Here is a 24,342-nt window from a genome sequence, read left to right as displayed (position 1 = left end):
GCGTGCCAACAGCGCCCCTATGGTCTTGAATCTCCCCAATTTGGGGCGCATTGGCAAGGCAGTCGCTCGAATATGATCAGCGGACAGTTTGCGCAAGCGCAGTTGCTTTGCGTAGCGGGACCCAAACGGAAGAGTCCACGGCTTTTCCCGGGTCCCGTTCAGCCGTCACAGGAACCTGAATGGCCTTCTGGGAAGAAAAGACGCTCGAGGAAATGACTGACGTGGAGTGGGAATCGCTCTGCGACGGCTGCGGGCGCTGCTGCCTGATGAAGCTCGAGGACGAGGATACCGGCGACATCTACGTCTCCGATGTGCGCTGCCAGCTGCTCGACGGCGAAAGCTGCAAATGCTCGGACTATCCCAACCGGCTGAAGAAGGTGCCCGACTGCATCAAGCTGACGCCGGAGAACGTCCGCACCATCGAGTGGATCCCGAGGACCTGTGCCTATCGCCGCATCGCCGAAGGCAAGGGCCTCGCCTGGTGGCACCCGCTGGTCTCGGGTGACCCCGAAACCGTCATGGCGGTCGGCGTCTCGGTCCGCGGCCGCACCGTGCCCGAGCAATCGGTAAAGCCCGGAGAGTGGGAAGAGCATGTGGCGGATTGGCCGAACTGGGAGCCGCCGGAGGAGATCTAAATGATCTCACGATTGGGCTGCACCGGCGAAACTGATGGGCTCGGCCTTTGAGCCCCGGCTGTCATCCTGGCGAAAGCTCACGTGCGCTAAGTTACCGGATTTCCCGCCCTGATGCGGGGCCATCGCCGAACTTGTCACCAGACGGCGCCCCAAACTCGATGTAACCGGGGTGAGCGCGGTGGTCTGCTCGACCTCGGCGCGTCCCGACTCTCCACCGGCCGGGATTCGCAGGGATGGCCCCGCAGGTAGCTCAACTCACCTGTGAAGAGATCTAGAGCTGCTTGGTCAGCCACAGCAGCAGCTCGTCGTCGATCGGGAAGGTTGCGCCCGGCACGACCGGGGCGTGGCGGTAGGTGATGCCGTGGCCGTCCGGTCTGTAGCCGAGGCGGGTATAGAGCCGTTGCGCCGGGCCGTAGTCGGCGTAAAGGCCGACGCCGAGGCCGGTCACATGGTGGCCGCGCTGGCGCGCCAGGTATTCCAGGGCGGCGATCAGGCTGGTGGCGACACCCTTGCCGCGGTGCTGCGCCTGCGTTGCGAGGTCGTGGACTTCGGGAATGTTGGCGGCGGCGAAGCCTGGGTAGCCCGAGCGCCACAGCAGGCTGCCATAGCCAACCACCTGCGCGCCGAGCACCGCCACCAGTGTGGTGCGCTGCCCCGTCTCGATCTGGGCGAGCACGCCCAGCCAGTGCTCCTCGCGCCGGTTCCAGCCGTTGCCGCCGTCCTGAGCGATGATCGACGCCGCGCGGGTCGGTGTGAGGGGAAGGATGTTCATGCTGTGCCGAAGCTAGCCCATGACAGGCGCACTCGAAAGCAGCCGTCCTCACCTCCAGGCACACGCTCTGCACCGCGCGGTGGCGGATCGAGAACTGATCGGCGGCGTTTCCATGCGCTCCCAACTTGCCGTTGTTTGATCAGTCAAAGCTTTCGTTGCAGATCCGCGGCGGGTGCAGCGTCGTCGCAAAGCTTTCTTAATTATGACAGTGCTTTAGCTCGAAAGCTGTGCTTGTCTAAGCTTCGGGCTCGCGGCAGTTTGAGTCGACACTTTACGTCATATCTTATGGATTTTGAGGGCGGCATGTCTGTTGGGGCAACCGGGCGCGGCTACGCTGATCGCGGCTGGAACCTTGGCAGGGCGAGGCTGCTATCGGGCGTTGGCTTGGCAGCGCTGGCGCTGGCGGCCCTGTGGGCGGGTCCCGCGGCGGCCCAGAGCTGGACGGGAACCACCAGCGACGACTGGACGGTCGGGAGCAACTGGTCCGGAGGAACGGTGCCAGTTGCCGGCACTGTCAACATTGATCCGACTTCGCCAAGCCCGACTGTCCTCGGTAAGAACGGTCCCGCTGTCGGCACGACGGGTTCCCTGACGGTCGGCAATACGCCTGGCAGGTTCGGCAATCTGACAATCCAGAACGGCAGCACGCTGACAAGCACTGGCGCCGAGCACCACATCGCCGACGGCAATGGGACCAATGGCACAATCACGGTCACCGGAGCCGGATCGCAGTGGATCGTGTCCGGTGCCCAGATTGAAGTCGGCGCCGGCGGCGAGGGTGTTCTCAACATTGAGAACGGCGGTAAGGTCGTCGCTCAATCGGGAGTCACTTTAGGGAGCTTTACGAATGGCGACGGCACGATCAACATCAGTGGCGGGAGCACGCTCGAGACCAATAGACTTTCACGTGCCTCTTCCGGCACCGGTCAGGTCAATTTCGACAACGGCATTCTGCGAGCACGGGCCGACAACAACTTCTTCATCTCCGGATTTTCGCCAGGCACGCTCAATATTGCGGCAGGCGGCCTGACCGTCGACACCCAGGCCTTTGAGGTGCGTGCGGGCTCCGGTTTTTCCGGCATCGGCGGGCTAACCAAGACCGGTGCGGGCATCCTCGATGTCCGGGCCGTCAATAGCTATGCCGGGGAGACCGTGCTCCAGGCAGGCACGATCGAACTGGTGGGCAATGGCTCGATCGCCGCCTCAAGTCGGGTGGTGGTGAACGGAATTTTTGACATTTCCGGTGTCAGTGCGGCCGGTACCAGCATCCAGAGCCTCGCCGGCAGCGGCGTCGTCACGCGCAACGCCAAGAGCCTGACGATCACAGATGCGAAGAACGATGTGTTCTCCGGCATCATCTCGGGCAGCGGCACACTGACCCTCACTGGCGGCACGCAGACGCTGTCGGGCGCCAATACCTATACCGGCGCTACCAGCGTGAACGGCGGCACGCTGCGGGCCGGGGCCGCCAACATCTTCGGCACGACATCGGCCTTCAACGTCGCCTCCGGCGGCACGTTCGACCTTGCCGGCTTCAACCAGACCCTCGTTTCGCTCAACAATGCCGGGATCGTTCGCCTGGGCGGTGCTGGTCCTGGCACCAAACTCACGGTGACCGGCAACTATGTCGGCAACGACGGTACCGTCTATCTCAATACGGCGCTTGGCTACGACAATACCTCGGCCACGGATCAGCTCGTCGTCAACGGCTCCACCTCGGGCAACTCGTCGCTGGTTATCACCAATGTCGGCGGCGCCGGCGCACAGACAGGCAATGCAGGCATCAAGGTCGTCGATGTTCTCGGCGCATCGAACGGCACCTTCTCGCTGCTCGGCGACTATGTGTTCGAGGGCGACCAGGCGGTGGTTGGCGGGGCCTATGCCTACCGGCTGTACCAGGGCACCCAGACCACAGCCGACGGCGATTGGTACCTGCGCTCCGAAATCATCGACGCCGGCCCGCTCTATGCGCCGACCGTGCCGCTCTACGAGAACTATGCCAACGCGCTGCAGGCGTTCAACGAACTGGGCACCCTGCAGCAGCGCGTCGGTGGCCGGCAATGGCTGAATGGCGGGGAGGGCAGCACCGATGGCGCGCTGGCGCCCAACGCCATCTGGGCCCGCATGGATGCCTCGCAGGGGCATTTCGAGCCCGGTGTCTCGACCACCGGCGCCAGCTATGACGTGACCACCTGGCGGCTGCAGGCTGGGCTCGATGGCGTGCTGCACCAGGGTGAGGCCGGCACGCTGGTCGCCGGGGTGAACGCGCAGTTTGGCACCGTCAGCTCGGATATCACCTCGATCTATGGCGCGGGCTCGGTCAACGCCCTGGGTTTTGGCGTCGGCGGCACACTCACCTGGTACGGCGCGGGCGGGCTCTATGTCGACGGCCAGGCGCAACTGATCGGTTACTCGGCCGATATCGTCTCCGACGACACCGGCGCCACGCTGGTCGAGGGCAACGATGCCTTCGGCTACGGGCTCAGCCTCGAGGCCGGCCAGAAGATCGGGCTCAACGACAACTGGTCGCTGACGCCGCAGGCCCAGCTCAGCTATTCGGCCGTGCGCTTCAGCGATTTCACCGACCAGTATGACGGCACGGTCTCGCTCGACGATGGCGGCGACACCCTGGTGGGCCGGCTCGGGCTTTCCGCCGACTACGAGAGCGAATGGCAGGACGCGGCCGGCGAGACCAAACAGACCCACCTCTACGGTATCGGCAACCTCTACTATGACTTCCTCGACGGCTCGAGGGTCGATGTCTCCGGCACCAAGTTCGCCTCGCAGAACCAGGGGCTGTGGGGCGGTGTCGGTGTCGGCGGTTCGCTGAGCTGGGCCGACGAGCAGTACAGCGTCTTCGGCGAAGCGCTGGTGCGCGGCAGCCTCGACGATTTCGGCAATAACAACGCGATCGGCGCCAAGGTCGGGTTCAACGGCAGGTGGTAAGGGCGCTCAACGGCGCCCAACCCACCTCATTCGCGATCCGGCTCCCGGCACAGCGCTTCGAACCGCCCCGCAGCGGCTGAGAGGCGGCGTTCGCGGTGGCGGAGGATCGAGAACTGCCGGGGTGGCAGCTCGATATCGAGCACCTGCAGCTCGCCGCTTCTGACAAACGGTGCGACCACCATCTCGGAGAGGGCGGCGGCGCAACTGCCCGAGCGGACAGCGCTGAGCACGGCTTCGTTGGTGGGCAGCACCAGGGCAACCTGCAGTTCGGCCGGATCGTAGCCGGCGGCGCGCAGCCCGGCTTCGAACACTGCCCGCGTGCCTGAGCCGCGCTCCCGCATGATCCAACTGAGGTCGCTGAGTGTCGTGCGAGTACCTGCTGTCGCAACCACCACCAGCCGGTCGCGCACCACCGGCGTGCTGGCCAGCACCGGCTCGTCGATACTGCCTTCGACGAGGCCGAGTTCCGCTCGGCCGTCGACCACGGCCGCAGCGACGGCGCTGGTATTGCCGACCTCGAAATTGATCGTGACGCCGGGGTATTGCCGCTGGAAGGCCAAGAGGCGCGGCGGCAGCCAGTAGTTGGCGACGGTCTGGCTGGCCTGCACGTCGAGGATACCAGTCCTGAGGCTGCCCAGTTCGCTGAGCACGGATTCGGTGTTGCGGACCTGCGCCAGGGTGAGCCGCGCTTCGGCCAGCAGCACGCGCCCCTCACGGGTGAGCTCGATCCGCCGCCCGACGCGATCGAACAGGCGCACATCGTAATAGGCCTCGAGCGACTTGATCGCCGCGCTCGCCGCCGACGGCGAGAGGCCGACGGCATTGGCGCCCTGCGTCAGGTGCTCGCGTTCGGCGACGGCGATGAATATCGAGAGCTGCTCCAGCGTCATCGTGCGATCCAGCAGAATGAAACATGCATTTCTATGTCATTATCCAGAATGATCGCAATGCCTATGCTGTCCGCGACTTGGTCTGGAGCATGCTGTGCTAGCGAGGCGGAAAATCGTGGCTGTCCTGCCTGGGCTGGGACTGGCCCTTGGCGTGACGGCAGTGGCCCTGGGCGCGGAGGCGCTGCAGGAGCGGTTGCTGGGCGGGCGCTGCGTTGATGGCCTGGTCATCGCCATCCTCGCCGGCACGCTGATCCATACACTGATGGGCCTCGCGCCACGCTTCGTCGCCGGCGTACAGTTTGCCTCGAAGACCATCCTGGAAATCGCCGTCGTACTGCTGGGTGGCACGATCAGCGCAGCTGCCCTGGCGCAGTCGGGCATTGAACTGATCGCCGCGGTGGCGGTGGTGGTGCTGCTGGCGCTGACCGCCAGCTACCTCGTTGGCCGTTGGCTCGGGCTAGACGAGCGGCTGGCGACGCTGGTCGCCTGTGGTAATTCGATCTGCGGCAACTCGGCGATCATGGCGACGGCGCCGGTGATCGAGGCGCCGGCCGAGGACGTCGCCGCCTCTATCGCCTTCACCGCGGCGCTGGGTATCGTGGTGGTGCTGCTGCTGCCGCTGGCATTCGGCGCGCTCGGGCTGACGCAGTGGCAATACGGCGTGGTTGCCGGCCTCAGCGTCTACGCGGTGCCGCAGGTGCTCGCTGCGACCGGGCCGGTGGGCGTGATGAGCACGCAGGTCGGCACCCTGGTGAAGCTCATGCGGGTGCTGATGCTGGGGCCGGTAGTGCTGTTCGTCGGGTTGCGCCACGGGCGGAAGGAGGCGGTGCGACCGTCCTTCTCACTGCTGCTGCCCTGGTTCATCACCGGCTTCCTGCTGATGATGGCGGCCCGCTCGCTCGGGCTTTTGCCGGAGGCGACGTTGCAGCCGCTGCAGGCGGCCTCGTCGCAGCTGACTTTGGTCTCCATGGCAGCCCTCGGCCTGTCGGTCGACCTGCGCAGCGTGCTGTCGTCGGGCGGCCGGGTGCTGGCCGCCGGCTTCATCTCGATCCTGGTGCTGTTGGGCCTCGCGCTGGCCACAGCGTTGATGCTGCAGGCCGGCTAGCCGGCCGGCGACTCGATTGGCACGACCGACGCAATCTCCCGCCGGCACACCCATCGGCAGGCGCGGCGTCATTGCAGCACACATCGGGTTCATATACGGGCTACCAGCAGAGCCGCCGGCGCCCCAAGCGAAGATTACTGTCCGTCTGGCAAAGGACAATCGAATGGCAATGTCTTGGGCCCCAAACGGCAATATCTACCTTTCTCCGCATCATGACGACATTGCCTTCTCGCTTGGCGCGCGGATTGCGGCGGAGCCTGGTGGCCGGCTGGTGAACGTCTTCACACGCAGCGGTTATGTCGCCGGCGCGCCGCTCGCCTTGCCCCCGGATGTCGCGACGATCGAGCGGGTCACCACGCTGCGGGTCGCCGAGGACATGGCGTTTGCCGAGCGCTTTCGGTTGGAGCGGATCGATCTGGGCCTGGAGGATGCCCCAGTGCACGGCCGTTCGCCGTGGGACCTGGATGGACTGGCTGACGACATCGTGCAGGTGCGGGCGCCGCTGGCCGAGCTGTTGCGGGAGACTGAAGGCGCCCGGGTGTTCTGCCCCGCGGCGATCGGCGGGCATGTGAACCACCTGGCCGTACGGGCGGTGGTGATCGAGCTGCTGCCGGAGCTGGAGCGGCGTGCCGAGGTGCTGTTCTATGAGGACCTGCCTTATGCCAGCTCGAGCCGGGCGCGGCGGCATTGGCTGCCGGATTTCAGGGCAGCATTGGGCGTCCGGCGACTGCGGCGACGCACCTCGGCAGCGGGACCCGAGAAGCTGGCGGCGGTGAACCTATACCCTAGCCAGCATACCAGCACGGTGATCTCGTTGCGGCAGTTCTCGCCGAAGACACTGTGGCCGATCGGGCCGCATGAGGCGGTCTGGCGGCTGTTCACAGCTTCGTGATCGGAACTTTAACCCGGCCGTGCCGTTGGCCAAAGGCGAGATTGTGGCAGCGCGGCTGCTCGCAGACTCCTGACGGATAAAGCAAGTCAGCATCGCTGCCATTTCAGGGCCGTACTTCGCCGCAAAGATGAACGGCAGATGAACGATGCCTTTATTCAAGATTCAGCCAAAGTTCCTATTTATCCGGCCAACCAACCGAACCGACCCGAAATTTTCCGGAGACGCATGACCATGCACCTCGCGACCAAACTTGCCGCCGCCGTGTTCGCCACCCTCTGTGCCGCGGCCCCCGTATACGCTATCGCTGCCGATCCGACCGGCACCTGGCAGGCCGATGACGGCAAGAGCCGTTACAAGATCACCGAGTGCGGCAGCGGCGCCCTGTGCGCGCGCCTGATCTGGCTGCGCGACAAGGATGATGTGAACCGGCAATACCTGAACCAGGTCATCGTGCAGGGCACTCAGTCCTCCGACAACAAATGGACCGGCACGGTCAAGAACGCCGGCGACGTCTATTCCGGTACGATGATCATGACCGGCAGTGACAGCCTGAAGGTCAATGGCTGCCAGGGCGTCTTCTGCCAGACCGTCAGACTTAGCCGCGTTTGAGGCGCTGCTTGAAATAGGCAGCCTTCAAGAACTGCCGTACTTGAAACCCGCGCCTCCGCCGGCGCGGGTTTTTTGTTGCCTACGCCTCTGCGATCATGGCGATCGAGATCTTGAGGCCAGGCACCCGAACCGGCAGCTTGGCGCCCTGCCGCGCCGGCGGATCAGCCGGAAACCACTTCAGCCACTCCTCATTCATCCCGGCGAAGTCGTCCTCCTCGGCGAGGATGACGGTCGCGCTCACCGCCTTGTCGAGGCTCGTGCCCGCGGCCGCGAGGATGGCGCTGATGTTGCGCAGCGCCTGGGCGGTCTGTTCCCCGATGGTTTCGCCCACGATCTTGCCGGTCTCAGGCGAATAGGGGGCAGTGCCGGAAACGAACACCAGCCCGGCGCTCTTTACCGCATGGCTGAAATAGGGGGATGGCTTGGGCAGGTGTTCAGAAGAAACGATGGTGCGCGGCATCCGCTTGGCCTCCAGCCGTGATCTCGGACGCGGATAGCGAGCGCGCCGTGAACCGTGGCTGAACGGCTGAGGAGCAGCCCGCCGAACCGTGTCGGCGGGCTCTCGTGCTTCTGGCTAGAGCTTGCCCCGGATCCCGGCGGTGACGCCGAGGCTGTAGCTGTCGCCGAGATGGTTGAGGCTGCTGCCGAGATTGACCTCGCCATAGAGCGACAGCGCGTCGCCGGCCCAGTTGACCGAGCCGCCGAGCCCGATGCTGCCCCACAGCGGGTCGACCTTGCTGCTCAACGTGTCGCCACCGACGCTGGTCGACGTGCCCTGAAGGAACTCATAGGTCAGGTTGGCGATACCGTAGAGGCGGGTGCTCCCCGTCTCGCCGGCCGCGTCCTGCCACTCGCTCTCGTGGTCGACCAAGAGGCCGAGGCGGCCGAGCAGGCTGTCGCCGCTCTGGAGCGCTACGGTCGAGCCGTAAGAGACGAACTCGTTGAAATCCACCGCGGAATAGGCGAGCTGTGCCTGCGGCGTCACCGACCAGTTGTCGCCGAGCGCCACCTCCTGGCCGGCCTCGAGGCTGAGCGCGTAGCCGAACCCGGCATTGCCGGAGACGATGGTAGTGCCGAGGGTCTCCGAGTCCAGCGTGCTGTCGAACCAGGTGAGCTTGCCCTGGCCATCGAGATAGAAGCCCTCGTCGCCGTACCAGGTGAGCGTGGCGCCGAGGCCATAGCCGTTGCTCGCCACGCTGCCGCGGCCCGAGGCCGAGCTAATATCGGCGGAGATGATGCCGAACTGCGCATTGACGCCTGCGACCAGCGTTCCCGCGTCGGACTGGCTGAGCACGCCATCGAAGCCTGCCTGCAACTGCCAGGTGGTGACGTCGTAGCCGGCGCCGGTGCTCGAATCCGGCGCAATCGAGACACGGCCGGCTTCGATGCGGCCCCAGAGCCCGTTGCCATCGGACATGGTGCGGTTGCCGATGCGCTGCAGGAGGCTCTCGGTGGTGTTGAAGGCCTGCAGCGCTGCGCCGACATAGGCTTCGATGACAGGGGCGGCCGGCTGGAACACCGGCCCGTCGTCGATAATGTTGCGCAGGTGCCAGTCGCCATCGTCAACGTCCTGGTAGAGGCCGTAGAGATAAGCGCCGCCGATCACCGCCTGCTCGCCGTTGTGGACGATGTCGCCGCTGAGGTTGAAGGTGCCGGCAGAGGTGCCGCCAACCTCGATGATCCTGATGCCGGTGGTGGTCACACCGCCGACGCCACCGATATTGGTCACCTTGACGTCGGTCGTGCCGCTGGTGTTGCCGTTGACGACGAGACGGCCGGTCACGGAATTGTCGTCGCCGAGGGCGGTCTGGATCTCCAGCAGTCTGCCGGTGCCGATATGATCGCCGGTGAGGACAAGGGTGCTGTTGATGCCGATCCGGGTATCGCCGGCATAGGTGCCGGCACCGGTAAGAGTAAGCGTGCCGGGATTCGCACCGCTGTTCATCACGCTGAGATCGCCTGCGCCGCCGAATCCAACGGCGCTGATCGCGAAACCGTTGGTGTCCACGGTCAAGCCGCCCGCCGCGATGGTGAGTTCGTTGACGGCCAATGTGCCGGTGAAGGTGGCAGTGTTCGCCAGCGCGCGAAGCGTCGCATTATCGAACGTGAACAGAGCGCCGCCAGCGCCTTTGGTCAGGCCGGTCGTTTCCAGCACGCTGCCGCCGTTTACGTTGACCGATCCAGTGCCAGCAGCATTGAAGCCGAGGCGCACGCCGCTCAAGGCAGTCACGGTGCCACCGGACCAGATGTTGAGCGTACCCGAACCGGTGCCCCCTACAGTCAGTTGCCCGCTGGTTGTCCAGTGCGAGCCGCTTCCGGTCACGGCGACGGCCGCAAGGCTTCCATTTGCCGCGCCTATCGCCGCAGTCGAGCTGGAGAGCGTGCTGCCGTTCTTGACGGTTAGCGAGCCGCTCCCGTTGAGGATGACACCGTTGGTGGCACCAGACACCGCACCGCTGTCACCCAGCGCTGTAGGGCTGGCGATGGTCGTACCATCGCTGCTGTCCGGAACGCCGTTGGTCCAGTTCGATGCGTCTGTCCAGTCGGTGCTGGTCGCTCCGGTCCAGACCGTCTGCGCCGCGGCCGGCGCTGCAACAAGCATCACGATCATGCCGACCGAGGTGGCAGCCAGCGCCCTCTTGGTGGTCGCAGCCGAGAGGCAACTCAGATGGCGTAGCAAAACGTCTCGCTGCTCCGATGCAGCGCCTCTATCAATGATCACATCATTCCTCGTTAGTTGACGAGCGGCCTCGCCGGTGGTCTGCCCCACGTATCGCCAAGCTTAGGCGCGATAAATCGCTCAGTCTGGGCAATGACTTATTCGCAATGACGACAACGTTAGCTCATGCTGGCCGCCTTGAAAATGACGTTATTGATCACAGTTTCGACGACTTTCGACTAAGCTTGCAGGGCGACGCCCAGCGTGTTGGTTTGTAGCCGCGCTGCAGCCAGTGCAGCGTCAGTGCGGCGGACGTGAACTGTCTCCGCGGCAAGCATCCGGACGACCTGCTCTCTCACGACCAGATGCAGGTCGAGCACCCGGCCCACCAGCGCAACCGGGAGGCTGCCCGCGCGCCCGACAAGTGCGGTGGCGAGGCGAGCCAGCTCGGTGCCGGCGGCCCGCAGGATCGCCGCCGCCGCCGCATCGCCGTGGGTGGCGGCGCGAGCCACGGCAACAGAAAGCGTGCCAATGCGGCCGCGGTCGCCGCCATAGACGTACTGGCGTACATCATCCCAACTGTTGCCGCCGATGGCGCCAAGCAACTCCTCGGCCAGCACCGAGTCGGCGCCGAATGAAGCGTGGCGGTCGTACCCGCGGAAGATGTGATCGAGGGCCCTGAGTGCAATCCACGCGCCTGAGCCGGCATCGTCGATCAGGATGCCCCTCCCACCGACGCGGATTCTCGATCCATCCGCCGCAATGTGGAGCCCGAACGAGCCGGTCCCGGCAGACACCAGGTGCCCCTCGCCCGGCGCGAACTGCTCAAGATAGGCGAGCGTCATGTCGTCGACTGCGAGGACACTCGTATGCGCAAGCGCCAGCGGCTGCGCCAGCACCGCCTTGACCTCGTCGGCAGCGCCGGGTCCAAACCCGGTCAGGCCGGCAATGACTCGTTCGGCGACCAGGCCCTGTTGCGCCAAGGCCTGGGCGGCGAGATGGGCGGCAGCGGATAGGCGGTCGCGTTCGAGCGGGTCGAACACGCGGCCCGATGCCCCGCCTGTTTCACCGCGAGCCACCACCGCGCCGGAGGGGTCGCACGCGACCCAACGGCTAGCCGTCCCGCCGATGTCCAAGCCAAGCCGAACCGGGATGCCCACGAGCCCCTAGCCCTTGACGGCGCCGGCCGACAGCCCGGCCACCAGGTAACGCTGTACCACCAGGAAGAAGGCCAGTGCGGGCAGGGCGAAGATCACTGCAGCCGCCATCATCTGACTCCAGTCGAGCGTATACTCGCCGCGGAACGAGGTGAGGCCCACCGACAGCACCCACTGGTCCTGCGAGGCGATCAGCGTGCGGGCGAGGAAGAACTCGTCCCAGCCCGAGATGAACGACATCGCGACCACCACGACCAGGCCGGGCAGTGATAGCGGCAGGATCACCCGATAGAAGGCGCCCAACTGCGAGCAGCCGTCGATCATCGCCTGCTGCTCGATTTCGACCGGGATCTGATCGAAGAAGCCTTTCAGCAGCCAGATGGCAAGCGGCAGGATGAAGGCGGTGTCGGCGATCGCCAGACCGACAAGGCTGTTGTAGAGCCCGATCTGCTGGAAGATCACGAACAGCGGCACGACGATCAGCGCGGCGGGTAGCAGTTGCGAGAACAGGATGATGACGGTGAACACCGAAGTGGTCCTGGTCTTGAAGCGTGACAGCGCATAGGCCGCATTGATGGCGATGATGGTCGAGAACAGCGAGGTGCTGCCGGCAACGATCAGGGTGTTCAAGAGCCAACGGCCGATGTCGCGCTCCTCGAAGATGGTCCAGTAGGAGTCGAGGCTGAACCCGCTCGGGATCAGGTTGGGCGGCCAGGTGAAGATGCTGTCGGTTTCGACCGAGGAGACGAACATCCAGTAGTAGGGAAAGAACACGATGGCTGCGAAGACCAGCGTCAGGGCAAACCAGAATGCGTTGAGGATCGACTTCTTGCGCGCCGGGGTCATTTGGCCTGGTTGCTCCGCATGATGCTCCAGAAATAGACGAGGCTGAAGGCCAGGAGGATCAGCAGCAGCACGGTGCCGACGGCGGCAGCGTAGCCGACGCGCTGGTACTCGAAGGCGGTATTGTAAGTGAGAACGGACAGCGTTTCGGTCGAACGGGCGGGGCCGCCGCGGGTCATCGCATAGATCATGGTGACGCGCCGGAACGAGTTGAGGATCAGCAGCAGGATCAGGATGACGTTCACTGACCTGAGGCCGGGAAGCGTCACATGCACGAAGCGCGTCCACGCCCCGGCGCCGTCCATCTTGGCGGCTTCGTACTGCTCCTCGGGAATGGTCTGCAGGCCGGCCAGGAGGATCAGCATGGCCAGGGGGAACTGTTGCCAGGCAGTTAGTACGACGAGCGCAGGCAGGGCGAGGTGCGATTGCGACAACCAGGCCTGCGGCTGCTCGATGACCCCGATCATCACCAGCAGGTAGTTGCCGACGCCGAACTGCGGGTCGAGCATCCAGGCAAAGATCAGGACCGCGACAACCTCCGGGATCGCCCAAGGCAGGATGAAGATCGTTCGGATGAAGCCACGGCCCTTGAAGTCGCGGTTGAGCAGCAGCGCGAAGCCAAGGCCCAGGGCATAGGTGCAGATGACCGAGGCGGCGCCGTAGATTGCCGTCACCCTGAGCGAATTCCAGAAATATTCGTCCTGGAACAGGGCATTGAAGTTGGCGAGGCCAATGAACTTGCCCGCGGAGTAGTTGAGGATCCGAGTGTTGAAGAAGCTCAGGGCGACGCCCTGCACGATCGGCCAGATCAGGATCACGGCCAGCAGGATCGCCACCGGCCCAAGCAGCCAGATCGGTAGCCAGTTGATGCGTTGCGTCATAGGTCTCGGCATTGGCGTTCTTCATATTGGATCGAGGGGCGTTTCGGGGCGGCCTGCGCCACCCCGAAACACGGGGGTTGGACGTTGCTAGAGTGTCGCTTTCCAGTTCTCCAGCTTGCCCTGCAGGCCGTTGAGCCCGTCCTCCACCGAGGTCTTGCCCGAATAGATTTCAGACAGGGCGTCGACCACCATCTGACGGAACTCGGCAGCCTGGATCAGGTAGCCCGGAGGGGCGTAGCCAATGCCGCCCGGATACTGGGCCGCGATGTCGGCCATCTTGCCGACCCAGGCGTTCTTGGCGAGGAACTCGGGGCTGGCCTGCACCTTGGTGCCGGGGATCTGCAGCAGGTCCTCGAGCCAGTGACGCTGCGCGTCTTCGCTGAGATAGGCGGTCAGTAGCTTGCAGGCCGTTTCGGGGTTGGGCGACTTGGCCGGGATCACGTAGAAGGCGCCACCGGTGATCGCCGCGTGGGTCGGCGTCGGCACCACCTCGAAGTCGATATCGGCCATCATTTCGGGTTTCTGGCTCTGCACCTGAGTCATCAGCCAGGGGCCTTCGAACATGATTGCGACCTTGCCGTCGAGGAACAGATCCCGCGCCTGGATCACCCCGAGGCCGACCGGAGCGAGTTGCTCATCCATGAAGCGCTTGATCCAGCCGATTGCCTCGACGTTCCTTGGGTCATTGGCCGTGATGGTGCCATCGGGCTGCGACCAGTCCGAACCAAAGCCGAGCACCCACTGCATCGAGTTGATGTAGACGTGCAGCGGCGCGGCCATGTCGTTGCCGAAGGCATAGCCATAGGCGCCGGTCTTCTCCTTGACCGCTTTGGCTGCGGCGTAGAGCTCTTCCACGGTCTTGGGCATCTCGGTGATGCCTGCATCGGCCAGCAGCTTCTTGTTCACCACTACCGACCAGGGGCTCATGGTGAGCGGCACGCCATAGGTCTTGCCGTCGACCTGGGCAAAGCTCACCGAGGGCAACAGGCGGTCACCGAAGCCGCCGTCGGCGATGCACTGGTCGAGTGGCGCGAGCGTACCGGCGTCGATCATCGGCGGGAGCATGGAGGTGAAGGCGGTCATCAGGTCGGGAACCGCGCCGCCGGCGATTTGGGTGGTGACGACCTTCTCGAAATCGGCAGACGGGATCTGGGTTGGGGTGACCTTGATGCCTTCGGCGGCCTCGAACTGGGCGGTGTTGGTCTTGAACCAGACGCCCACATTGCCCTCTTCCCACATCCAACTGGGCACGCTGAGGGTCTGCGCCTCGGCGGCGCCTATGCACAGGCTCAACATCACGGTTGCTGCCGCGGATAACAGAATGCGCTTCATTTGCTAGTCTCCCTTGCTTGTAGTGATTGGGGCCCCCGCCCCGCATCAATGCCCGCGTCCAAAGCGACGCGGAGAATTCCCCCGGCATCCACCAGTCGTGCCTTGGCCTCAGCGGTGGGGAGGCCTGACAACCGGACGAAGATCGCGAGCTTGGTGTCATGCCCGGCATCAACCAGAGCCTCGCCGGCCTCGGCGATCGAGCACCCGGTGGCCTGCGCCACGATGCGCACCGCACGAGCCCGCAGCTTCTCGTTGCTGGCCCTGAGGTCGACCATGAGGTTGCCGAAGGCCTTGCCCATCTGCACCATGCTGGCGGTGGTCAGCATGTTGAGGATCAGCTTCTGCGCCGTACCCGACTTCAGCCGGGTCGAACCGGCCAGAACTTCCGGCCCCACCTCGGGGGCGATCGAGATATCCGCCTCGTGTGTCATCGGCGAGCCGGGGTTGCAGGTGACTGCGATGGCCGTCGCCCCGAGGCTCCGCGCATAGCGCAGGGCTGAGGCGGCATAGGGTGTGCGGCCCGAGGCGGCGAGCCCCACCAGCACGTCCTTGCAGCTGAGCGTGATGCGCTGCAAGTCGGCCACGGCGGCGGCTTCGTCGTCTTCGGCCCCTTCGACCGCGTGACGCAGGGCATGGTCGCCGCCGGCGATCAGCCCCACCACCATCGATGCGTCGACACCGAAGGTGGGCGGGCATTCGGATGCATCCAGCACGCCAAGCCGGCCGCTGGTGCCGGCGCCGGCGTAGACCAGCCTGCCACCCTCGCCAAAGGCGGTAACGATACGCTCGACCGCCACCGCGACCTCGGGCAGGACCTTGGCGACCGCAACCGCAACGGTGCGGTCCTCGTCGTTCATCGCCTGCACCAGCTCAATGGCGCTCATGCGGTCGAGACGGTCGGTGCGGGGGTTGCGCGCCTCCGACACCAGGCCATCCAGCTCCGACAGTAGCCTCGGTTCCACCTTGCTTTCCTCCCGCGACACCGTTCTAGACCGACAGCTGCACCGGCTGGCCGAGGCGAGCCGCCTCGATCAGGGCGCTGATGATCCTGGTGTTGGCGAGGCCATCCTCGCCAGTTGCCAGTACGGGCTTGTCGTGCAGCACCGCCTCGACGAAGTGCACCACGGCGTCGAGCACGAAGCCGGTCAGATGCGGCCCGAACGGGGGTACCAGCATGTCCGGGAAGGAGCCCTTTTCGCTGGTATAGAGTTCCATGGTGCGGTTGTGCGACCCGTCGATATTGATGGCGCCCTTGCTGCCGAGTAACTCGAGCTTGAGGTCTTTTACCGTGTTGTAGGTACGCGGCAGGATCCAGGCGTGTTCGAACACGGCGACCGTGCCCTTTGCATACTCCACAGTGGCGACATGGAAGTCAGGCGCATCGACGCCCAAGTCCTTGAGTACCCCGTCGCGCGAGACGACATAGGCGCGCACCGGCTTGTCATCGAGAATCCAGCCGACGACGTCGATCATGTGGCTGCCCAGGAACCACAGGGCCGACGAATTGCTCGACCACTTCAGCATGTCCTGCGGCACGGCGACGGTGTTGCTCAAACGCGCGTAGACGTAGGACGGCTTGCCGATATCGCCGCGCGCCAGGGCGTCGCGTGCCGCCACCATCGGGGGGTTGGCCCGGTTGTGGAAATCGACCATCAGCTTGACGCCGGCCTTGCGGGCGGCCGCGATCATCGCCTCGGCGTCCTCGATGGTCGTGGCCAGCGGCTTTTCGACCAGGATGTGCTTGCCGGCTTCGACCGCGGCGAGGGTGGCGGCGCGGTGGGCGTGATCGGGCGTGGCGATCGAGACGGCCACCACCTCGGGATCGGCGAGCACCTCGTTGATATCAGTGGTGTACTTGCCGGCGCCATAGGTCTCAGCGATGCGCTTGGCGCGAGCCTCGTCGAGGTCGCAGACATACTTGAAGTCCACCAGCGGATGGCGGCTGTACGCCTGAGCGTGCCTCTCTCCAAACAACCCGGCACCAACCAGGGCAAAACCGTTCTTCATAGTTTCCTCGTTTCGACATTCAGCGGCGCTTTTGGGTCGCCGGGGACTTCACTTCCAGAATTCGATATGATACCGGTATTATATCGCGGTATCAGGCGCAGAGCGAACAGTTGCGGCAGAAAGTATCGATCTCCGGAGGCTGGTTGCATCGCTCCATCTCGCGCGGGATGGCGCGACTTGCCTGCGGCTGCGGGATTCCTCGGGAAACTTCATGCGCCCCACCCGGCGTTGCGTATTCCGTGCTATCCGCGGGGGAACTGGTGACCTCGTACTCGGTCATTCCTCCCTCGCGGTCTGATTGTGGTATGATACATGTCTTACAAAACTCGTCAATAGAGCGTCATGGATAAGACCGGTACTCTTGTTGGTCTGCTATTGGAGCGGATCGAAAGCGGCGAATACCCGGCCGGCGAAGCTGTGCCCTCTGAGCGACAGCTCGGTGAAGAACTCGGCCTGTCGCGTACGACGATCCGCCGCGCCATCGACGACCTGGTGCAACGGGGGCGGTTGCAGCGCCAGCCGGGGCGCGGGACTTACGTTACCGGCGGCAGCGCGCCCGCCGAGGCGGTAGCCGGCGCCCAGCGCATCGTTTCGGTGATCATTCCGACATTCTCGAACCCGTATTACGGCGAGATGGTCAACGGCATCGAGAAGGAAGCCCGGCGCTACAATCTGCGCGTCATGGTAGGGCAGTCCGAATACTCGACTGCCAGCGAGAGCTTGCAGGTCGGCCAATCTGCCGCCGACCCGACGGTGTGCGGTGCGCTGGTTGTGCCCAACTCGGTCGAGCAGTCTTCGAGCGGCGTGCAGCAGTTCATCGCTGCGGGCAAACCGCTCGTCTATATCGGCCGCTGGCCCAGGGGAGTGAACTGCGACGGGGTCTGTGTCGACTACCGTATAGCCGCCCACCAGGCGGTCGAGCACCTGATCGGGCTGGGTCACCAGCGGATCGCCTATGTGGAGGGCCTGCCGCACCTGCCGGGGTTCTCGCCGTACGACGGCTACGCCGACGTATTGCGAGAGCATAAGGTTGCTATCAAGCCGGAGCTGGTGCGGTCTTACGATCTGCCATCGGAGGCCGCGGGCCAGCAGTCCGTAGCCGATCTGGTCTCGCGTGGAGCGGAGTTCACGGCGATCTTTGCCCGCAACGACGTGACCGCGATGGGAGTGATTCAGGGCCTCCGCCAAGCGGGACTGCGCGTGCCCCAGGACGTTTCGGTCGTTTCGATCGCCAATAGCCTGTGGTCGCGTTCGCTCGACCCACCGCTGACCAGTGTTAACCCACACCCGGGTGCTGTCGGGCAGCTTGCCATGCGCATGCTGTGCGATCGGCTGGAAGGCACCTATACCGGGCCGGCGATCCGCACGACCGTGACGCCCGATTTGATCGTTCGGGCGTCGACAGCTGAACCGTCATAGTTGGCTGGCGAAGCAGGATAGAGGATCGACATGGCAGCGATCAGCATCGTCCCGTTCACCGATCTCAGCTCGTCGCAGCGGGAAACCGCCGCCGAGATCCTGGTCGCGGCGCTGGCGCATGTGCCGGCCGCCTGGAAGACGCTGGACGAGGCGCGCGAGGAGATCGAGAAGCTGATTGCCGACCCGGAATGGGCTGGCCTCGCGGCGGTGGAGGGCGATGCGGTTTGCGGCTGGGTCGGCGCGATCGCCAGCTATTCACACGCTTCGGAGCTTCATCCGCTGGTCGTCGCGACTGATCGGCAGGGGCAGGGGATTGGCAGCCAACTGATCGTCGCCATCGAAGACCGGGTCCGCGCCACCGGCGCGCTGACGTTGTTCCTCGGCAGCGACGACGATTTCGGCGGTACCACGGCGTTCGGCGCCGATCTCTATGCCGATACACCTGCCATGCTGCGCGAGCTGGCCGCCACACCGGGCGGCAAGCACCCGCTCGAGTTCTACCGAAAATGCGGGTTTCGGGTGATTGGGTTTATCCCGGACGCCAACGGCCTCGGAAAGCCCGACATCTGGCTGGGGAAGCGCCTGTAGGACCGGACTCGTCGTCGTGAGGCGGTCCCCTCACCTCGGTTGCAGCGACGCCAGATAGAACTCCAGCATCACTGCAAGTGGCGCAGGGTTACGTTTCAGGCGGCTGCGCAGAGCCGCGCCTTCCCAGCAGTTGACCAGCAGCTCGGCGAGCTCGCGCGTGTCGCTGTCGGGAGCAATGCTGCCATCGGCCTTGGCGGCGTCGAGGCAGAGCTGCAGGCGATCGGCGATCGAGGAGAAGCACCACTCGATCTTCTGCCGGAAGGTGTCGCTGACTCCGGAGAGCTCCTGACCAAGGCCGCCCATCAGGCAACCGAGATAGCCCTCGCGCTCGTAGGAATTCTCGACGTTGCGGAAGAACGTCCGTATGCGGTCGAGCGGCGCAAGCGCCGCGTCGTGGACACAGCTGTCGAGCACGGCATGCACATCGGCGACATAGGCATCGACGACCTGGAGGGCGAAATCCTCCTTGTCGGCGAAGTGGTGATAGAATGACCCTTTGGGCACGGAGGCGGCATCGAGCACCGCCTGAATACCGAGGCTGTTGTAGCCCTGCTGCAGCAACTGCTGCAGCCCGACATCGATCATCCTTCGCTTGGTGGAATGCATGATCTGCGATGACCGCGTTCGATTCACGCGGTCACCCTGCGCGCTCGCCTGCCAATATCCAAGTGCTCTCAGCCCGAGGTCCGGGCGATCATGTGGTCGATCACCTGACTATGCTCGTGCTCGGGGCTGAACATGATGATGCTGGCGTCGCAATCGACCCGCACATTGTGGCCAGGCGGCCAGTAGAACAGGTCGTTCTCCTCGACGGTTTCCTCGTTGCCATCAGCATCGGTGGTGGTGAGCCGGCCGCGCAGCACATAGCCCCAGTGCGGGCATTGGCAGAGGTTGCCATCGAGGCCCTCGAACAGTGGTGCGGTGTCGACCCCGGCGCTGAGCGTGAAATGCTCGCCGCTGATCCGGCCATAGCCGCTGACATCGCCGAAGCCGCGCCGCTGCCGGATGATCGCGCCCGGCAGTTCCAGCCGGATTTCGACGTCGCCTTTCGAAACGTGCATCCTCTCCTCCGTTAGACCGAGTGGTCTAGACTGACTGGTCTAATTGTGAGATCCCACGGAGTCAATCGGCTGGAGTGGCGAGGCCGAAAATGTGATCGGGGAGGCGTTGATGCCTCCCCGATGGTCCTTATTCCGCCGCCTGCGGTACGGCGCTGGGGACGCGGCTGGTCGCCGACCTCGGCCCAACCGCGGCGATCAACGTCGTCACCACTGCCAGCGCCGCAACGAACGCTCCACCGGCAATGTAGGGCTCCCAGCTGAAGCCCGGCGCTGCCGTGAAGATGGCGGAGACCGCCGCGAGGACAATGCCGCCGCCGATCTGGAACGAGGCGAACAAGAGCCCCGAGGCAAGGCCCGACTTGTCGTCTTCGACGTCGGCGAGGGCCGCGACCTGCACCGAGGGGTAGGTGGCGGCGTAGCCGAGGCCGAGGAACAGCTGGGTGATGATGACGAGAGCAATCGGATCGAACCGGCCGATGGCCAGCACCCAGAAGACGTAGCCCACCGCCTGCAGCGCCACGCCGATGGCCATCACCTTGGTCGTGCCGTTGCGTTGTGCCACGCCGGCGAGGCGCGGGGCGAGGAACATCACGCAGGCGCCGCCGAGTGCGAAGCTGAATCCGGTGGCGAAGGCCGACCAGCCATAGACATGCTGATAGTAGAGCGTCGCGAGGAACTGGAAGCCGACATAGACCCCCTGGAACAGCGCGGCGACGATGTTGGCGTGGCTGAGCTTACGCCGCTTGAAGATCGACAGCGGCACCATCGGATCGTGATGGCGGGCCTCGACGACAAGGAAGATGACGATCAGCGCGATGGACGCGGCCAGCGGTCCCCAGGTGAGCGGGGCGGTAAAGCCGGCGGCCGAGGCGTTGGTGACGCCGAACACGAACAGCAACAGGCCCGGCGTGATGGTGATGGCGCCGGCCCAGTCGAACGAGGCGCGTGACTTGCCGCTAGCCTTATCAGGCGGCAGCACGAACGGCGCGATGAGCAGGACGAGGATGGCGACCGGCGCCGCCATCACCAGCGTGGCGCGCCAGGTGAAGACGGTGACCGCGCCACCCAGCACCATGCCGAGCACGAACCCGGCGGCCCCGGTGGAGGCGAAGAGGCCAAGCGCCTTGGCCCGGGCCTGGCCCTCACCGAACACGCTGAGCAACAGGGCGAGCGCCGCTGGCGCAGTGAAGGCGGCCGCAATGCCCTTGATCAACCGGGCGGCGATCAGGGTCGGACCAGAGTCGACGAAGGCGCCGGCGATCGAGGCGGCGGCGAAGATGCCGAGCGCCCAGAGGAAGACGCGACGGTGGCCGAAGATATCGGCGACCCGGCCGCCCAGCAGCAGGAAACCGCCATAGCCCAGCACATAGGCGCTCACTGCCCATTGCAGCACATTGGGCTCGAGCCCGAGTTCGGCCTGGATGGCGGGCAGGGCGACGCCGATGGTGGAAACGTCCATGGCGTCGAGGAAGTTGGCGGCGCAGAGCAGGAACAGGGCCAGCCCGGCGACACCTCCGATCTTGGTAGAGGTCATCGAAATTATCCCTTTCGCAATGCCGCCGTCGCGTGAGGGAGGAGCGCCGGCCGGCAGAGGGAGCGGAAACTGACGAGCTGCCATCCATATTGCAAATTGATAGTGATCATGCGAGGTATCACTGGCAATGATGAATGATACCGCCCTCCGCAAGATCGATCTGAACCTGCTGCTGGCCTTTTCGGTGCTGATGCAGGAGCGCAATGTCAGCCGCGCCGCCGAGCGGCTGCTGCTCGGCCAGCCCGGCCTCTCGGCGGCGCTGAAGCGGCTGCGCGAGGCGCTCGACGACGAGCTGTTCGTGCGGGTGGGGCGCGGCTTGCAGCCGACCCCGCGGGCTCTCGATATCGCTCCGGCGATCGAGGATGCGCTGGGCTCGATCGAGCGGGCCATCCGCATGCCGGATGCGTTCGACCCGCTCAGCTATGAGGGCACTTTCCGCATCGGCATGTGCGACAACCTCGAAACCGCGTTCTTCGGGCCGCTGGCGGCGCGGATCCGCCGCGAGGCGCCCAGGGCGAAGCTGGTTTCGGTGGCTTCTCACACCCACCACCCGGGCCAGCAGCTCGATGATGGCGATTTCGATCTCTCGGTCTCGGTGCACCCCGAGCCGGCCTCGTGGCATGTGCGCCAGCCGCTGTTCCACCAGAGTTCGGTTTCCATCTATGATCCCGATCAATTGAAGCTGACGGCACCCCTCACCTTGGCCGATTTCACCCGCGAGGCGCATATCGCGGTCTCCTTCGAGGGCGACATGGCGGGCGATGTCGATGCGGCGTTGAAGAAGGTTGGGCGGACCCGCTCGGTGGTGGCGACAGTGCCACGGTTTTCGGCCCTGCCGACGGCGCTCAGCGCCATGCCGGCGATCGCCACCATCCCCGAATCGATCGCCCGCTGCATGGCATCGCTGCATGGCCTCGCCATCTCAAAACCGCCAGTGGAGCTCGAGGCCTCGCCGGTGTCGCTGCTCTATCGCCGGGTCGACCGGGCCGACGGGCGGGCCCAATGGTTCCGCCGGGTGTTCGTCGAGGTGGCGCGCGAAGCGTTGAAAACCAGCGGCTGCAGCTGCGATATTGCGGTAGCGGCGTGAGCAAGAGCCGGAACGGCTCGGGACTTACTGGAGGAACTACATGACCAACACCGTCCGCGAACTGCGCCTGGTGATCACCGTCGACGATTTCGAAGAGGCGCTGGCGTTCTGGCGGGACAGCATGGGGCTGAAGGAACAGATCTCGGTCGGTGACGATGACGGGCATGTGGCGATCCTCGGCGCCGGGATCGCCACGCTTGAGATCAGCGACAAGAAGCATGCCGAGTTCATCGACAAGATCGAGGTCGGCCGGACCGTCGGCGGGCAGTTCCGCGTGGCGCTGCGCTTCGACGACGTGCCGGCGGCGACCGACCGGCTGGAGGCAGCGGGCGCCAAGGTATTGGGGACGCCCCGGCCGACGCCCTTCCGCTCCACCAACTCGCGGCTCGAGGCGCCCGAGGGCGTGCAACTGACCTTGTTCGATGCGGAGTGAAGCGTGAGCGACTACCAACTGATTGAGCGGATCCCGACCATTGAGGAATATCGCGAGCTGCGCCGGCTGTCGGGGCTGAGCGGCAAATCCGAGGAGGCAGCGGCACGAGGCCTGCCCAACACCATCCATGCGGTGGTGATCGAACACGCCGGCCAGACCATCGGCATGGGCCGGGTGATCGGCGATGGCGGCACGGCGTTTCAGGTGACCGACATCGCCGTGCTCGAAGCGCATCGCGGCAAGGGGCTGGGCAAGCAGATCGTCGCGGCTTTGGTCGATTGGCTCAAGGCCAACGCGCCGCCGACCGCCTATGTCAGCCTAATCGCCGACGGCCCGGCCAAGGCGCTCTACGCCCAATACGGCTTCGCCGAAACGGCGCCAAAGTCCGTCGGCATGTACCTGTGGGTGAAGTGAAGCGGTCGCGGTCCTCGCACCTCAGCGGGCGGCGACATGCGGCTGCAGCCTGAGGCGCGGCTCCGCCCGGTCCGATTGGGTGAACGGATAGCTGTCGCGGATATGGGCGTTGAAATACCGCCCCTTCGATGGCGAGTGCCGGAGTGCGTCGTACTCGACCGCGGGGACTTCGAAATAGTCGTAACGGCGGCCCGAGGGGCGGAACCAGACCGAGAGCGTCTGGGTCTCCGGGTCGTAAGCCATGTCGGCGATCACGGTGGATGGCATGTGGAATCCCTCCATGCCCCTCACAACGCGCCGCACGACCGTCCGTTGCCGAGTTGGCGGAGGCTATTCCAGCTCCGCCACCGAAATATCGACATCGAGGTCGGGCCAGCGCAGGCCCGTGCCGCCCTCGGTGAAGCGCCAGTTGAGGCGGGCGGCGGGCGGACCGTCGCGGAGGCGGGGATAGCGGGTGAGCGGAGCGATCAGCTCGCGCCCGTCCTCGAGTTTGACTTCAAGCGTAGCGGTGCCGAAGCGGACGTCGATGGCCCGGGAGCCGGTCTTGGTCGTCGTGCTCATTGGTCCTCCTCCTCAGAGCATCCAAGGCGCTGTCCGGCAGGATTGGAGCCTCCCGCCTTGAAAGCGCAACAGATCAAGGCCAGCCTAGCTGCGTTCCGGCGAGTGGAGAAGGTGCGAACTGCGGCTGTCCCGTCCATCGCCAGCGCCATGTCGGCGCCATCGTGATTCCATTCCGGTCCCTGTTCATCCCACATTCAGCCATCTTCCCGCATAACCCTCCGATGAAACAGAAACTGACATTGGTGGCGGCCGGCGTATTGACGCTGGGGCTGGTGTTCGGTGTTGCCGCTCCCGCGGTGGCGCAGGAGTGCCTGAGTAAGCGCGAGATCCAGCAGATGATCGACAATGGCGAGCTGGTGCAGCTGTCGCAGGCGATTGCGCAGTCGGGCGTCGACGGCAAGATCATCAGTTCGCAGGCCCGCGTCTGCATGGTTGGCGGCCAGTGGGAATGGCAGGTCAACGTGATGGACGAATATGGCGAAAGCAAACCTGTGAGCTTGCCGGCTCAGTGAAGCCT

26 protein-coding genes are annotated in these 24,342 nt (G+C 65.0%); 11 read left to right on the top strand and 15 right to left on the bottom strand.

Going from position 1 to position 24,342, the window contains the following annotated elements; translation table 11 throughout:
• Positions 1-179: 179 nt before the first annotated feature.
• Positions 180-635 carry a YcgN family cysteine cluster protein gene (locus ACSQ23_RS19280; RefSeq protein ID WP_436091564.1) on the top strand — a complete coding sequence of 152 codons (456 nt, stop codon included), beginning with the start codon at positions 180-182 and terminating at the stop codon, positions 633-635.
• A gap of 271 nt (positions 636-906) precedes the next feature.
• Here ACSQ23_RS19280 and ACSQ23_RS19275 read toward each other — a convergent pair whose 3' ends face one another.
• The gene (locus ACSQ23_RS19275; RefSeq protein WP_055885321.1) at positions 907-1,407 is read right to left on the bottom strand and encodes a GNAT family N-acetyltransferase; all 501 of its coding nucleotides are present in this window, start codon (positions 1,405-1,407) and stop codon (positions 907-909) included.
• 303 nt (positions 1,408-1,710) lie between these two features.
• Here ACSQ23_RS19275 and ACSQ23_RS19270 point away from each other — a divergent pair, with 303 nt between their 5' ends.
• Positions 1,711-4,353, top strand: a complete 2,643-nt coding sequence (locus ACSQ23_RS19270) for an autotransporter outer membrane beta-barrel domain-containing protein (RefSeq protein ID WP_436091563.1) — start codon at positions 1,711-1,713, stop codon at positions 4,351-4,353.
• Between the two features lie 26 nt (positions 4,354-4,379).
• On the opposite strand, the gene ACSQ23_RS19265 is transcribed toward ACSQ23_RS19270, so the two are convergent.
• Positions 4,380-5,243 carry a LysR substrate-binding domain-containing protein gene (locus ACSQ23_RS19265; protein ID WP_436091562.1) on the bottom strand — a complete coding sequence of 288 codons (864 nt, stop codon included), beginning with the start codon at positions 5,241-5,243 and terminating at the stop codon, positions 4,380-4,382.
• 94 nt (positions 5,244-5,337) lie between these two features.
• Here ACSQ23_RS19265 and ACSQ23_RS19260 point away from each other — a divergent pair, with 94 nt between their 5' ends.
• The 3 genes from ACSQ23_RS19260 (at position 5,338) to ACSQ23_RS19250 (ending at position 7,849) form a co-directional block, all read left to right on the top strand.
• Positions 5,338-6,348, top strand: a complete 1,011-nt coding sequence (locus ACSQ23_RS19260; RefSeq protein WP_436091561.1) for a YeiH family protein — start codon at positions 5,338-5,340, stop codon at positions 6,346-6,348.
• A 163-nt stretch (positions 6,349-6,511) separates the two neighbouring features.
• Positions 6,512-7,240: a PIG-L deacetylase family protein gene (locus tag ACSQ23_RS19255; RefSeq protein WP_436091560.1), complete on the top strand. Its 729-nt coding sequence runs from the start codon at positions 6,512-6,514 to the stop codon at positions 7,238-7,240.
• A gap of 225 nt (positions 7,241-7,465) precedes the next feature.
• A complete protein-coding gene (locus tag ACSQ23_RS19250) occupies positions 7,466-7,849 on the top strand; it encodes a DUF2147 domain-containing protein (protein WP_436091559.1) in 384 nt (127 codons plus the stop codon).
• A 79-nt stretch (positions 7,850-7,928) separates the two neighbouring features.
• Here the strand turns inward: ACSQ23_RS19250 and ACSQ23_RS19245 are convergent, their stop codons facing one another.
• The 8 genes from ACSQ23_RS19245 to ACSQ23_RS19210 all read right to left on the bottom strand — a co-directional run bounded on the left by ACSQ23_RS19245 (position 7,929) and on the right by ACSQ23_RS19210 (position 16,728).
• A complete protein-coding gene (locus tag ACSQ23_RS19245) occupies positions 7,929-8,309 on the bottom strand; it encodes a RidA family protein (RefSeq protein WP_055885332.1) in 381 nt (126 codons plus the stop codon).
• Between the two features lie 114 nt (positions 8,310-8,423).
• A complete protein-coding gene (locus ACSQ23_RS19240; RefSeq protein WP_436091558.1) occupies positions 8,424-10,529 on the bottom strand; it encodes an autotransporter outer membrane beta-barrel domain-containing protein in 2,106 nt (701 codons plus the stop codon).
• Positions 10,530-10,747: 218 nt separating this feature from the next.
• Complete coding sequence (locus ACSQ23_RS19235; RefSeq protein WP_082528442.1) at positions 10,748-11,668, bottom strand: N-acetylglucosamine kinase; 921 nt, start codon at positions 11,666-11,668, stop codon at positions 10,748-10,750.
• Positions 11,669-11,674: 6 nt separating this feature from the next.
• Positions 11,675-12,511 (bottom strand): carbohydrate ABC transporter permease, encoded by an 837-nt coding sequence (locus ACSQ23_RS19230; RefSeq protein ID WP_436091557.1) that lies wholly within the window; start codon positions 12,509-12,511, stop codon positions 11,675-11,677.
• Complete coding sequence (locus ACSQ23_RS19225) at positions 12,508-13,401, bottom strand: carbohydrate ABC transporter permease (protein WP_055885342.1); 894 nt, start codon at positions 13,399-13,401, stop codon at positions 12,508-12,510. The genes ACSQ23_RS19230 and ACSQ23_RS19225 overlap by 4 nt, the downstream gene beginning before the upstream one ends.
• A gap of 75 nt (positions 13,402-13,476) precedes the next feature.
• A complete protein-coding gene (locus ACSQ23_RS19220; protein WP_055885345.1) occupies positions 13,477-14,721 on the bottom strand; it encodes an ABC transporter substrate-binding protein in 1,245 nt (414 codons plus the stop codon).
• Positions 14,718-15,683 carry an N-acetylmuramic acid 6-phosphate etherase gene (gene murQ / locus ACSQ23_RS19215; RefSeq protein WP_055885348.1) on the bottom strand — a complete coding sequence of 322 codons (966 nt, stop codon included), beginning with the start codon at positions 15,681-15,683 and terminating at the stop codon, positions 14,718-14,720. The genes ACSQ23_RS19220 and murQ overlap by 4 nt, the downstream gene beginning before the upstream one ends.
• A gap of 25 nt (positions 15,684-15,708) precedes the next feature.
• On the bottom strand, positions 15,709-16,728 hold the full coding sequence (locus tag ACSQ23_RS19210) for a Gfo/Idh/MocA family protein (protein ID WP_055885350.1): 1,020 nt from the start codon (positions 16,726-16,728) through the stop codon (positions 15,709-15,711).
• A gap of 342 nt (positions 16,729-17,070) precedes the next feature.
• Between ACSQ23_RS19210 and ACSQ23_RS19205 the strand changes: the two genes are divergently transcribed.
• A complete protein-coding gene (locus ACSQ23_RS19205; protein ID WP_082528443.1) occupies positions 17,071-18,147 on the top strand; it encodes a GntR family transcriptional regulator in 1,077 nt (358 codons plus the stop codon).
• A gap of 30 nt (positions 18,148-18,177) precedes the next feature.
• On the top strand, positions 18,178-18,735 hold the full coding sequence (locus tag ACSQ23_RS19200) for a GNAT family N-acetyltransferase (RefSeq protein ID WP_055885354.1): 558 nt from the start codon (positions 18,178-18,180) through the stop codon (positions 18,733-18,735).
• A gap of 30 nt (positions 18,736-18,765) precedes the next feature.
• On the opposite strand, the gene ACSQ23_RS19195 is transcribed toward ACSQ23_RS19200, so the two are convergent.
• The 3 genes from ACSQ23_RS19195 to ACSQ23_RS19185 all read right to left on the bottom strand — a co-directional run bounded on the left by ACSQ23_RS19195 (position 18,766) and on the right by ACSQ23_RS19185 (position 21,330).
• Positions 18,766-19,341: a TetR/AcrR family transcriptional regulator gene (locus ACSQ23_RS19195; protein WP_055885356.1), complete on the bottom strand. Its 576-nt coding sequence runs from the start codon at positions 19,339-19,341 to the stop codon at positions 18,766-18,768.
• 68 nt (positions 19,342-19,409) lie between these two features.
• Positions 19,410-19,796 (bottom strand): hypothetical protein, encoded by a 387-nt coding sequence (locus ACSQ23_RS19190; RefSeq protein WP_055885361.1) that lies wholly within the window; start codon positions 19,794-19,796, stop codon positions 19,410-19,412.
• A 127-nt stretch (positions 19,797-19,923) separates the two neighbouring features.
• Complete coding sequence (locus ACSQ23_RS19185; RefSeq protein WP_055885362.1) at positions 19,924-21,330, bottom strand: MFS transporter; 1,407 nt, start codon at positions 21,328-21,330, stop codon at positions 19,924-19,926.
• A 127-nt stretch (positions 21,331-21,457) separates the two neighbouring features.
• Between ACSQ23_RS19185 and ACSQ23_RS19180 the strand changes: the two genes are divergently transcribed.
• Genes ACSQ23_RS19180 through ACSQ23_RS19170 form a run of 3 tightly spaced genes read left to right on the top strand, consistent with a single transcriptional unit; the run spans position 21,458 to position 23,264 of the window.
• Entirely contained in the window at positions 21,458-22,417 is a 960-nt protein-coding gene (locus ACSQ23_RS19180) for a LysR family transcriptional regulator (protein WP_055885365.1), read from the top strand.
• Between the two features lie 40 nt (positions 22,418-22,457).
• Complete coding sequence (locus tag ACSQ23_RS19175; RefSeq protein WP_436091556.1) at positions 22,458-22,850, top strand: VOC family protein; 393 nt, start codon at positions 22,458-22,460, stop codon at positions 22,848-22,850.
• A gap of 3 nt (positions 22,851-22,853) precedes the next feature.
• On the top strand, positions 22,854-23,264 hold the full coding sequence (locus ACSQ23_RS19170; protein WP_055997240.1) for a GNAT family N-acetyltransferase: 411 nt from the start codon (positions 22,854-22,856) through the stop codon (positions 23,262-23,264).
• A gap of 21 nt (positions 23,265-23,285) precedes the next feature.
• On the opposite strand, the gene ACSQ23_RS19165 is transcribed toward ACSQ23_RS19170, so the two are convergent.
• Both ACSQ23_RS19165 and ACSQ23_RS19160 read right to left on the bottom strand, forming a co-directional pair.
• On the bottom strand, positions 23,286-23,531 hold the full coding sequence (locus ACSQ23_RS19165; protein ID WP_055997978.1) for a KTSC domain-containing protein: 246 nt from the start codon (positions 23,529-23,531) through the stop codon (positions 23,286-23,288).
• A 63-nt stretch (positions 23,532-23,594) separates the two neighbouring features.
• Positions 23,595-23,825, bottom strand: coding sequence for a DUF2442 domain-containing protein (locus tag ACSQ23_RS19160; RefSeq protein WP_055885373.1), 231 nt, complete (start codon positions 23,823-23,825; stop codon positions 23,595-23,597).
• 221 nt (positions 23,826-24,046) lie between these two features.
• Here ACSQ23_RS19160 and ACSQ23_RS19155 point away from each other — a divergent pair, with 221 nt between their 5' ends.
• Positions 24,047-24,337 carry a hypothetical protein gene (locus ACSQ23_RS19155; RefSeq protein WP_436091555.1) on the top strand — a complete coding sequence of 97 codons (291 nt, stop codon included), beginning with the start codon at positions 24,047-24,049 and terminating at the stop codon, positions 24,335-24,337.
• Positions 24,338-24,342: the final 5 nt, after the last annotated feature.

It is taken from the genome of Devosia sp. LjRoot16, assembly GCF_964252795.1.
GTDB lineage: Bacteria > Pseudomonadota > Alphaproteobacteria > Rhizobiales > Devosiaceae > Devosia_A.
The sequence above is the reverse complement of the archived record's forward strand: the minus strand, read 5'-3'. Positions and strand labels throughout refer to the sequence as shown.

Excerpts from the sequence above, each read along its gene's own strand:
- ACSQ23_RS19280 (WP_436091564.1), top strand. The coding sequence starts at position 180 with ATGGCCTTCTGGGAAGAAAAGACGCTCGAGGAAATGACTGACGTGGAG.
- ACSQ23_RS19275 (WP_055885321.1), bottom strand. The coding sequence starts at position 1,407 with ATGAACATCCTTCCCCTCACACCGACCCGCGCGGCGTCGATCATCGCT.
- ACSQ23_RS19270 (WP_436091563.1), top strand. The coding sequence starts at position 1,711 with ATGTCTGTTGGGGCAACCGGGCGCGGCTACGCTGATCGCGGCTGGAAC.
- ACSQ23_RS19265 (WP_436091562.1), bottom strand. The coding sequence starts at position 5,243 with ATGACGCTGGAGCAGCTCTCGATATTCATCGCCGTCGCCGAACGCGAG.
- ACSQ23_RS19255 (WP_436091560.1), top strand. The coding sequence starts at position 6,512 with ATGGCAATGTCTTGGGCCCCAAACGGCAATATCTACCTTTCTCCGCAT.
- ACSQ23_RS19250 (WP_436091559.1), top strand. The coding sequence starts at position 7,466 with ATGACCATGCACCTCGCGACCAAACTTGCCGCCGCCGTGTTCGCCACC.
- ACSQ23_RS19245 (WP_055885332.1), bottom strand. The coding sequence starts at position 8,309 with ATGCCGCGCACCATCGTTTCTTCTGAACACCTGCCCAAGCCATCCCCC.
- ACSQ23_RS19230 (WP_436091557.1), bottom strand. The coding sequence starts at position 12,511 with ATGACCCCGGCGCGCAAGAAGTCGATCCTCAACGCATTCTGGTTTGCC.
- ACSQ23_RS19225 (WP_055885342.1), bottom strand. The coding sequence starts at position 13,401 with ATGCCGAGACCTATGACGCAACGCATCAACTGGCTACCGATCTGGCTG.
- ACSQ23_RS19220 (WP_055885345.1), bottom strand. The coding sequence starts at position 14,721 with ATGAAGCGCATTCTGTTATCCGCGGCAGCAACCGTGATGTTGAGCCTG.
- ACSQ23_RS19210 (WP_055885350.1), bottom strand. The coding sequence starts at position 16,728 with ATGAAGAACGGTTTTGCCCTGGTTGGTGCCGGGTTGTTTGGAGAGAGG.
- ACSQ23_RS19205 (WP_082528443.1), top strand. The coding sequence starts at position 17,071 with ATGGATAAGACCGGTACTCTTGTTGGTCTGCTATTGGAGCGGATCGAA.
- ACSQ23_RS19200 (WP_055885354.1), top strand. The coding sequence starts at position 18,178 with ATGGCAGCGATCAGCATCGTCCCGTTCACCGATCTCAGCTCGTCGCAG.
- ACSQ23_RS19195 (WP_055885356.1), bottom strand. The coding sequence starts at position 19,341 with ATGCATTCCACCAAGCGAAGGATGATCGATGTCGGGCTGCAGCAGTTG.
- ACSQ23_RS19190 (WP_055885361.1), bottom strand. The coding sequence starts at position 19,796 with ATGCACGTTTCGAAAGGCGACGTCGAAATCCGGCTGGAACTGCCGGGC.
- ACSQ23_RS19185 (WP_055885362.1), bottom strand. The coding sequence starts at position 21,330 with ATGACCTCTACCAAGATCGGAGGTGTCGCCGGGCTGGCCCTGTTCCTG.
- ACSQ23_RS19180 (WP_055885365.1), top strand. The coding sequence starts at position 21,458 with ATGATGAATGATACCGCCCTCCGCAAGATCGATCTGAACCTGCTGCTG.
- ACSQ23_RS19175 (WP_436091556.1), top strand. The coding sequence starts at position 22,458 with ATGACCAACACCGTCCGCGAACTGCGCCTGGTGATCACCGTCGACGAT.
- ACSQ23_RS19165 (WP_055997978.1), bottom strand. The coding sequence starts at position 23,531 with ATGCCATCCACCGTGATCGCCGACATGGCTTACGACCCGGAGACCCAG.
- ACSQ23_RS19160 (WP_055885373.1), bottom strand. The coding sequence starts at position 23,825 with ATGAGCACGACGACCAAGACCGGCTCCCGGGCCATCGACGTCCGCTTC.
- ACSQ23_RS19155 (WP_436091555.1), top strand. The coding sequence starts at position 24,047 with ATGAAACAGAAACTGACATTGGTGGCGGCCGGCGTATTGACGCTGGGG.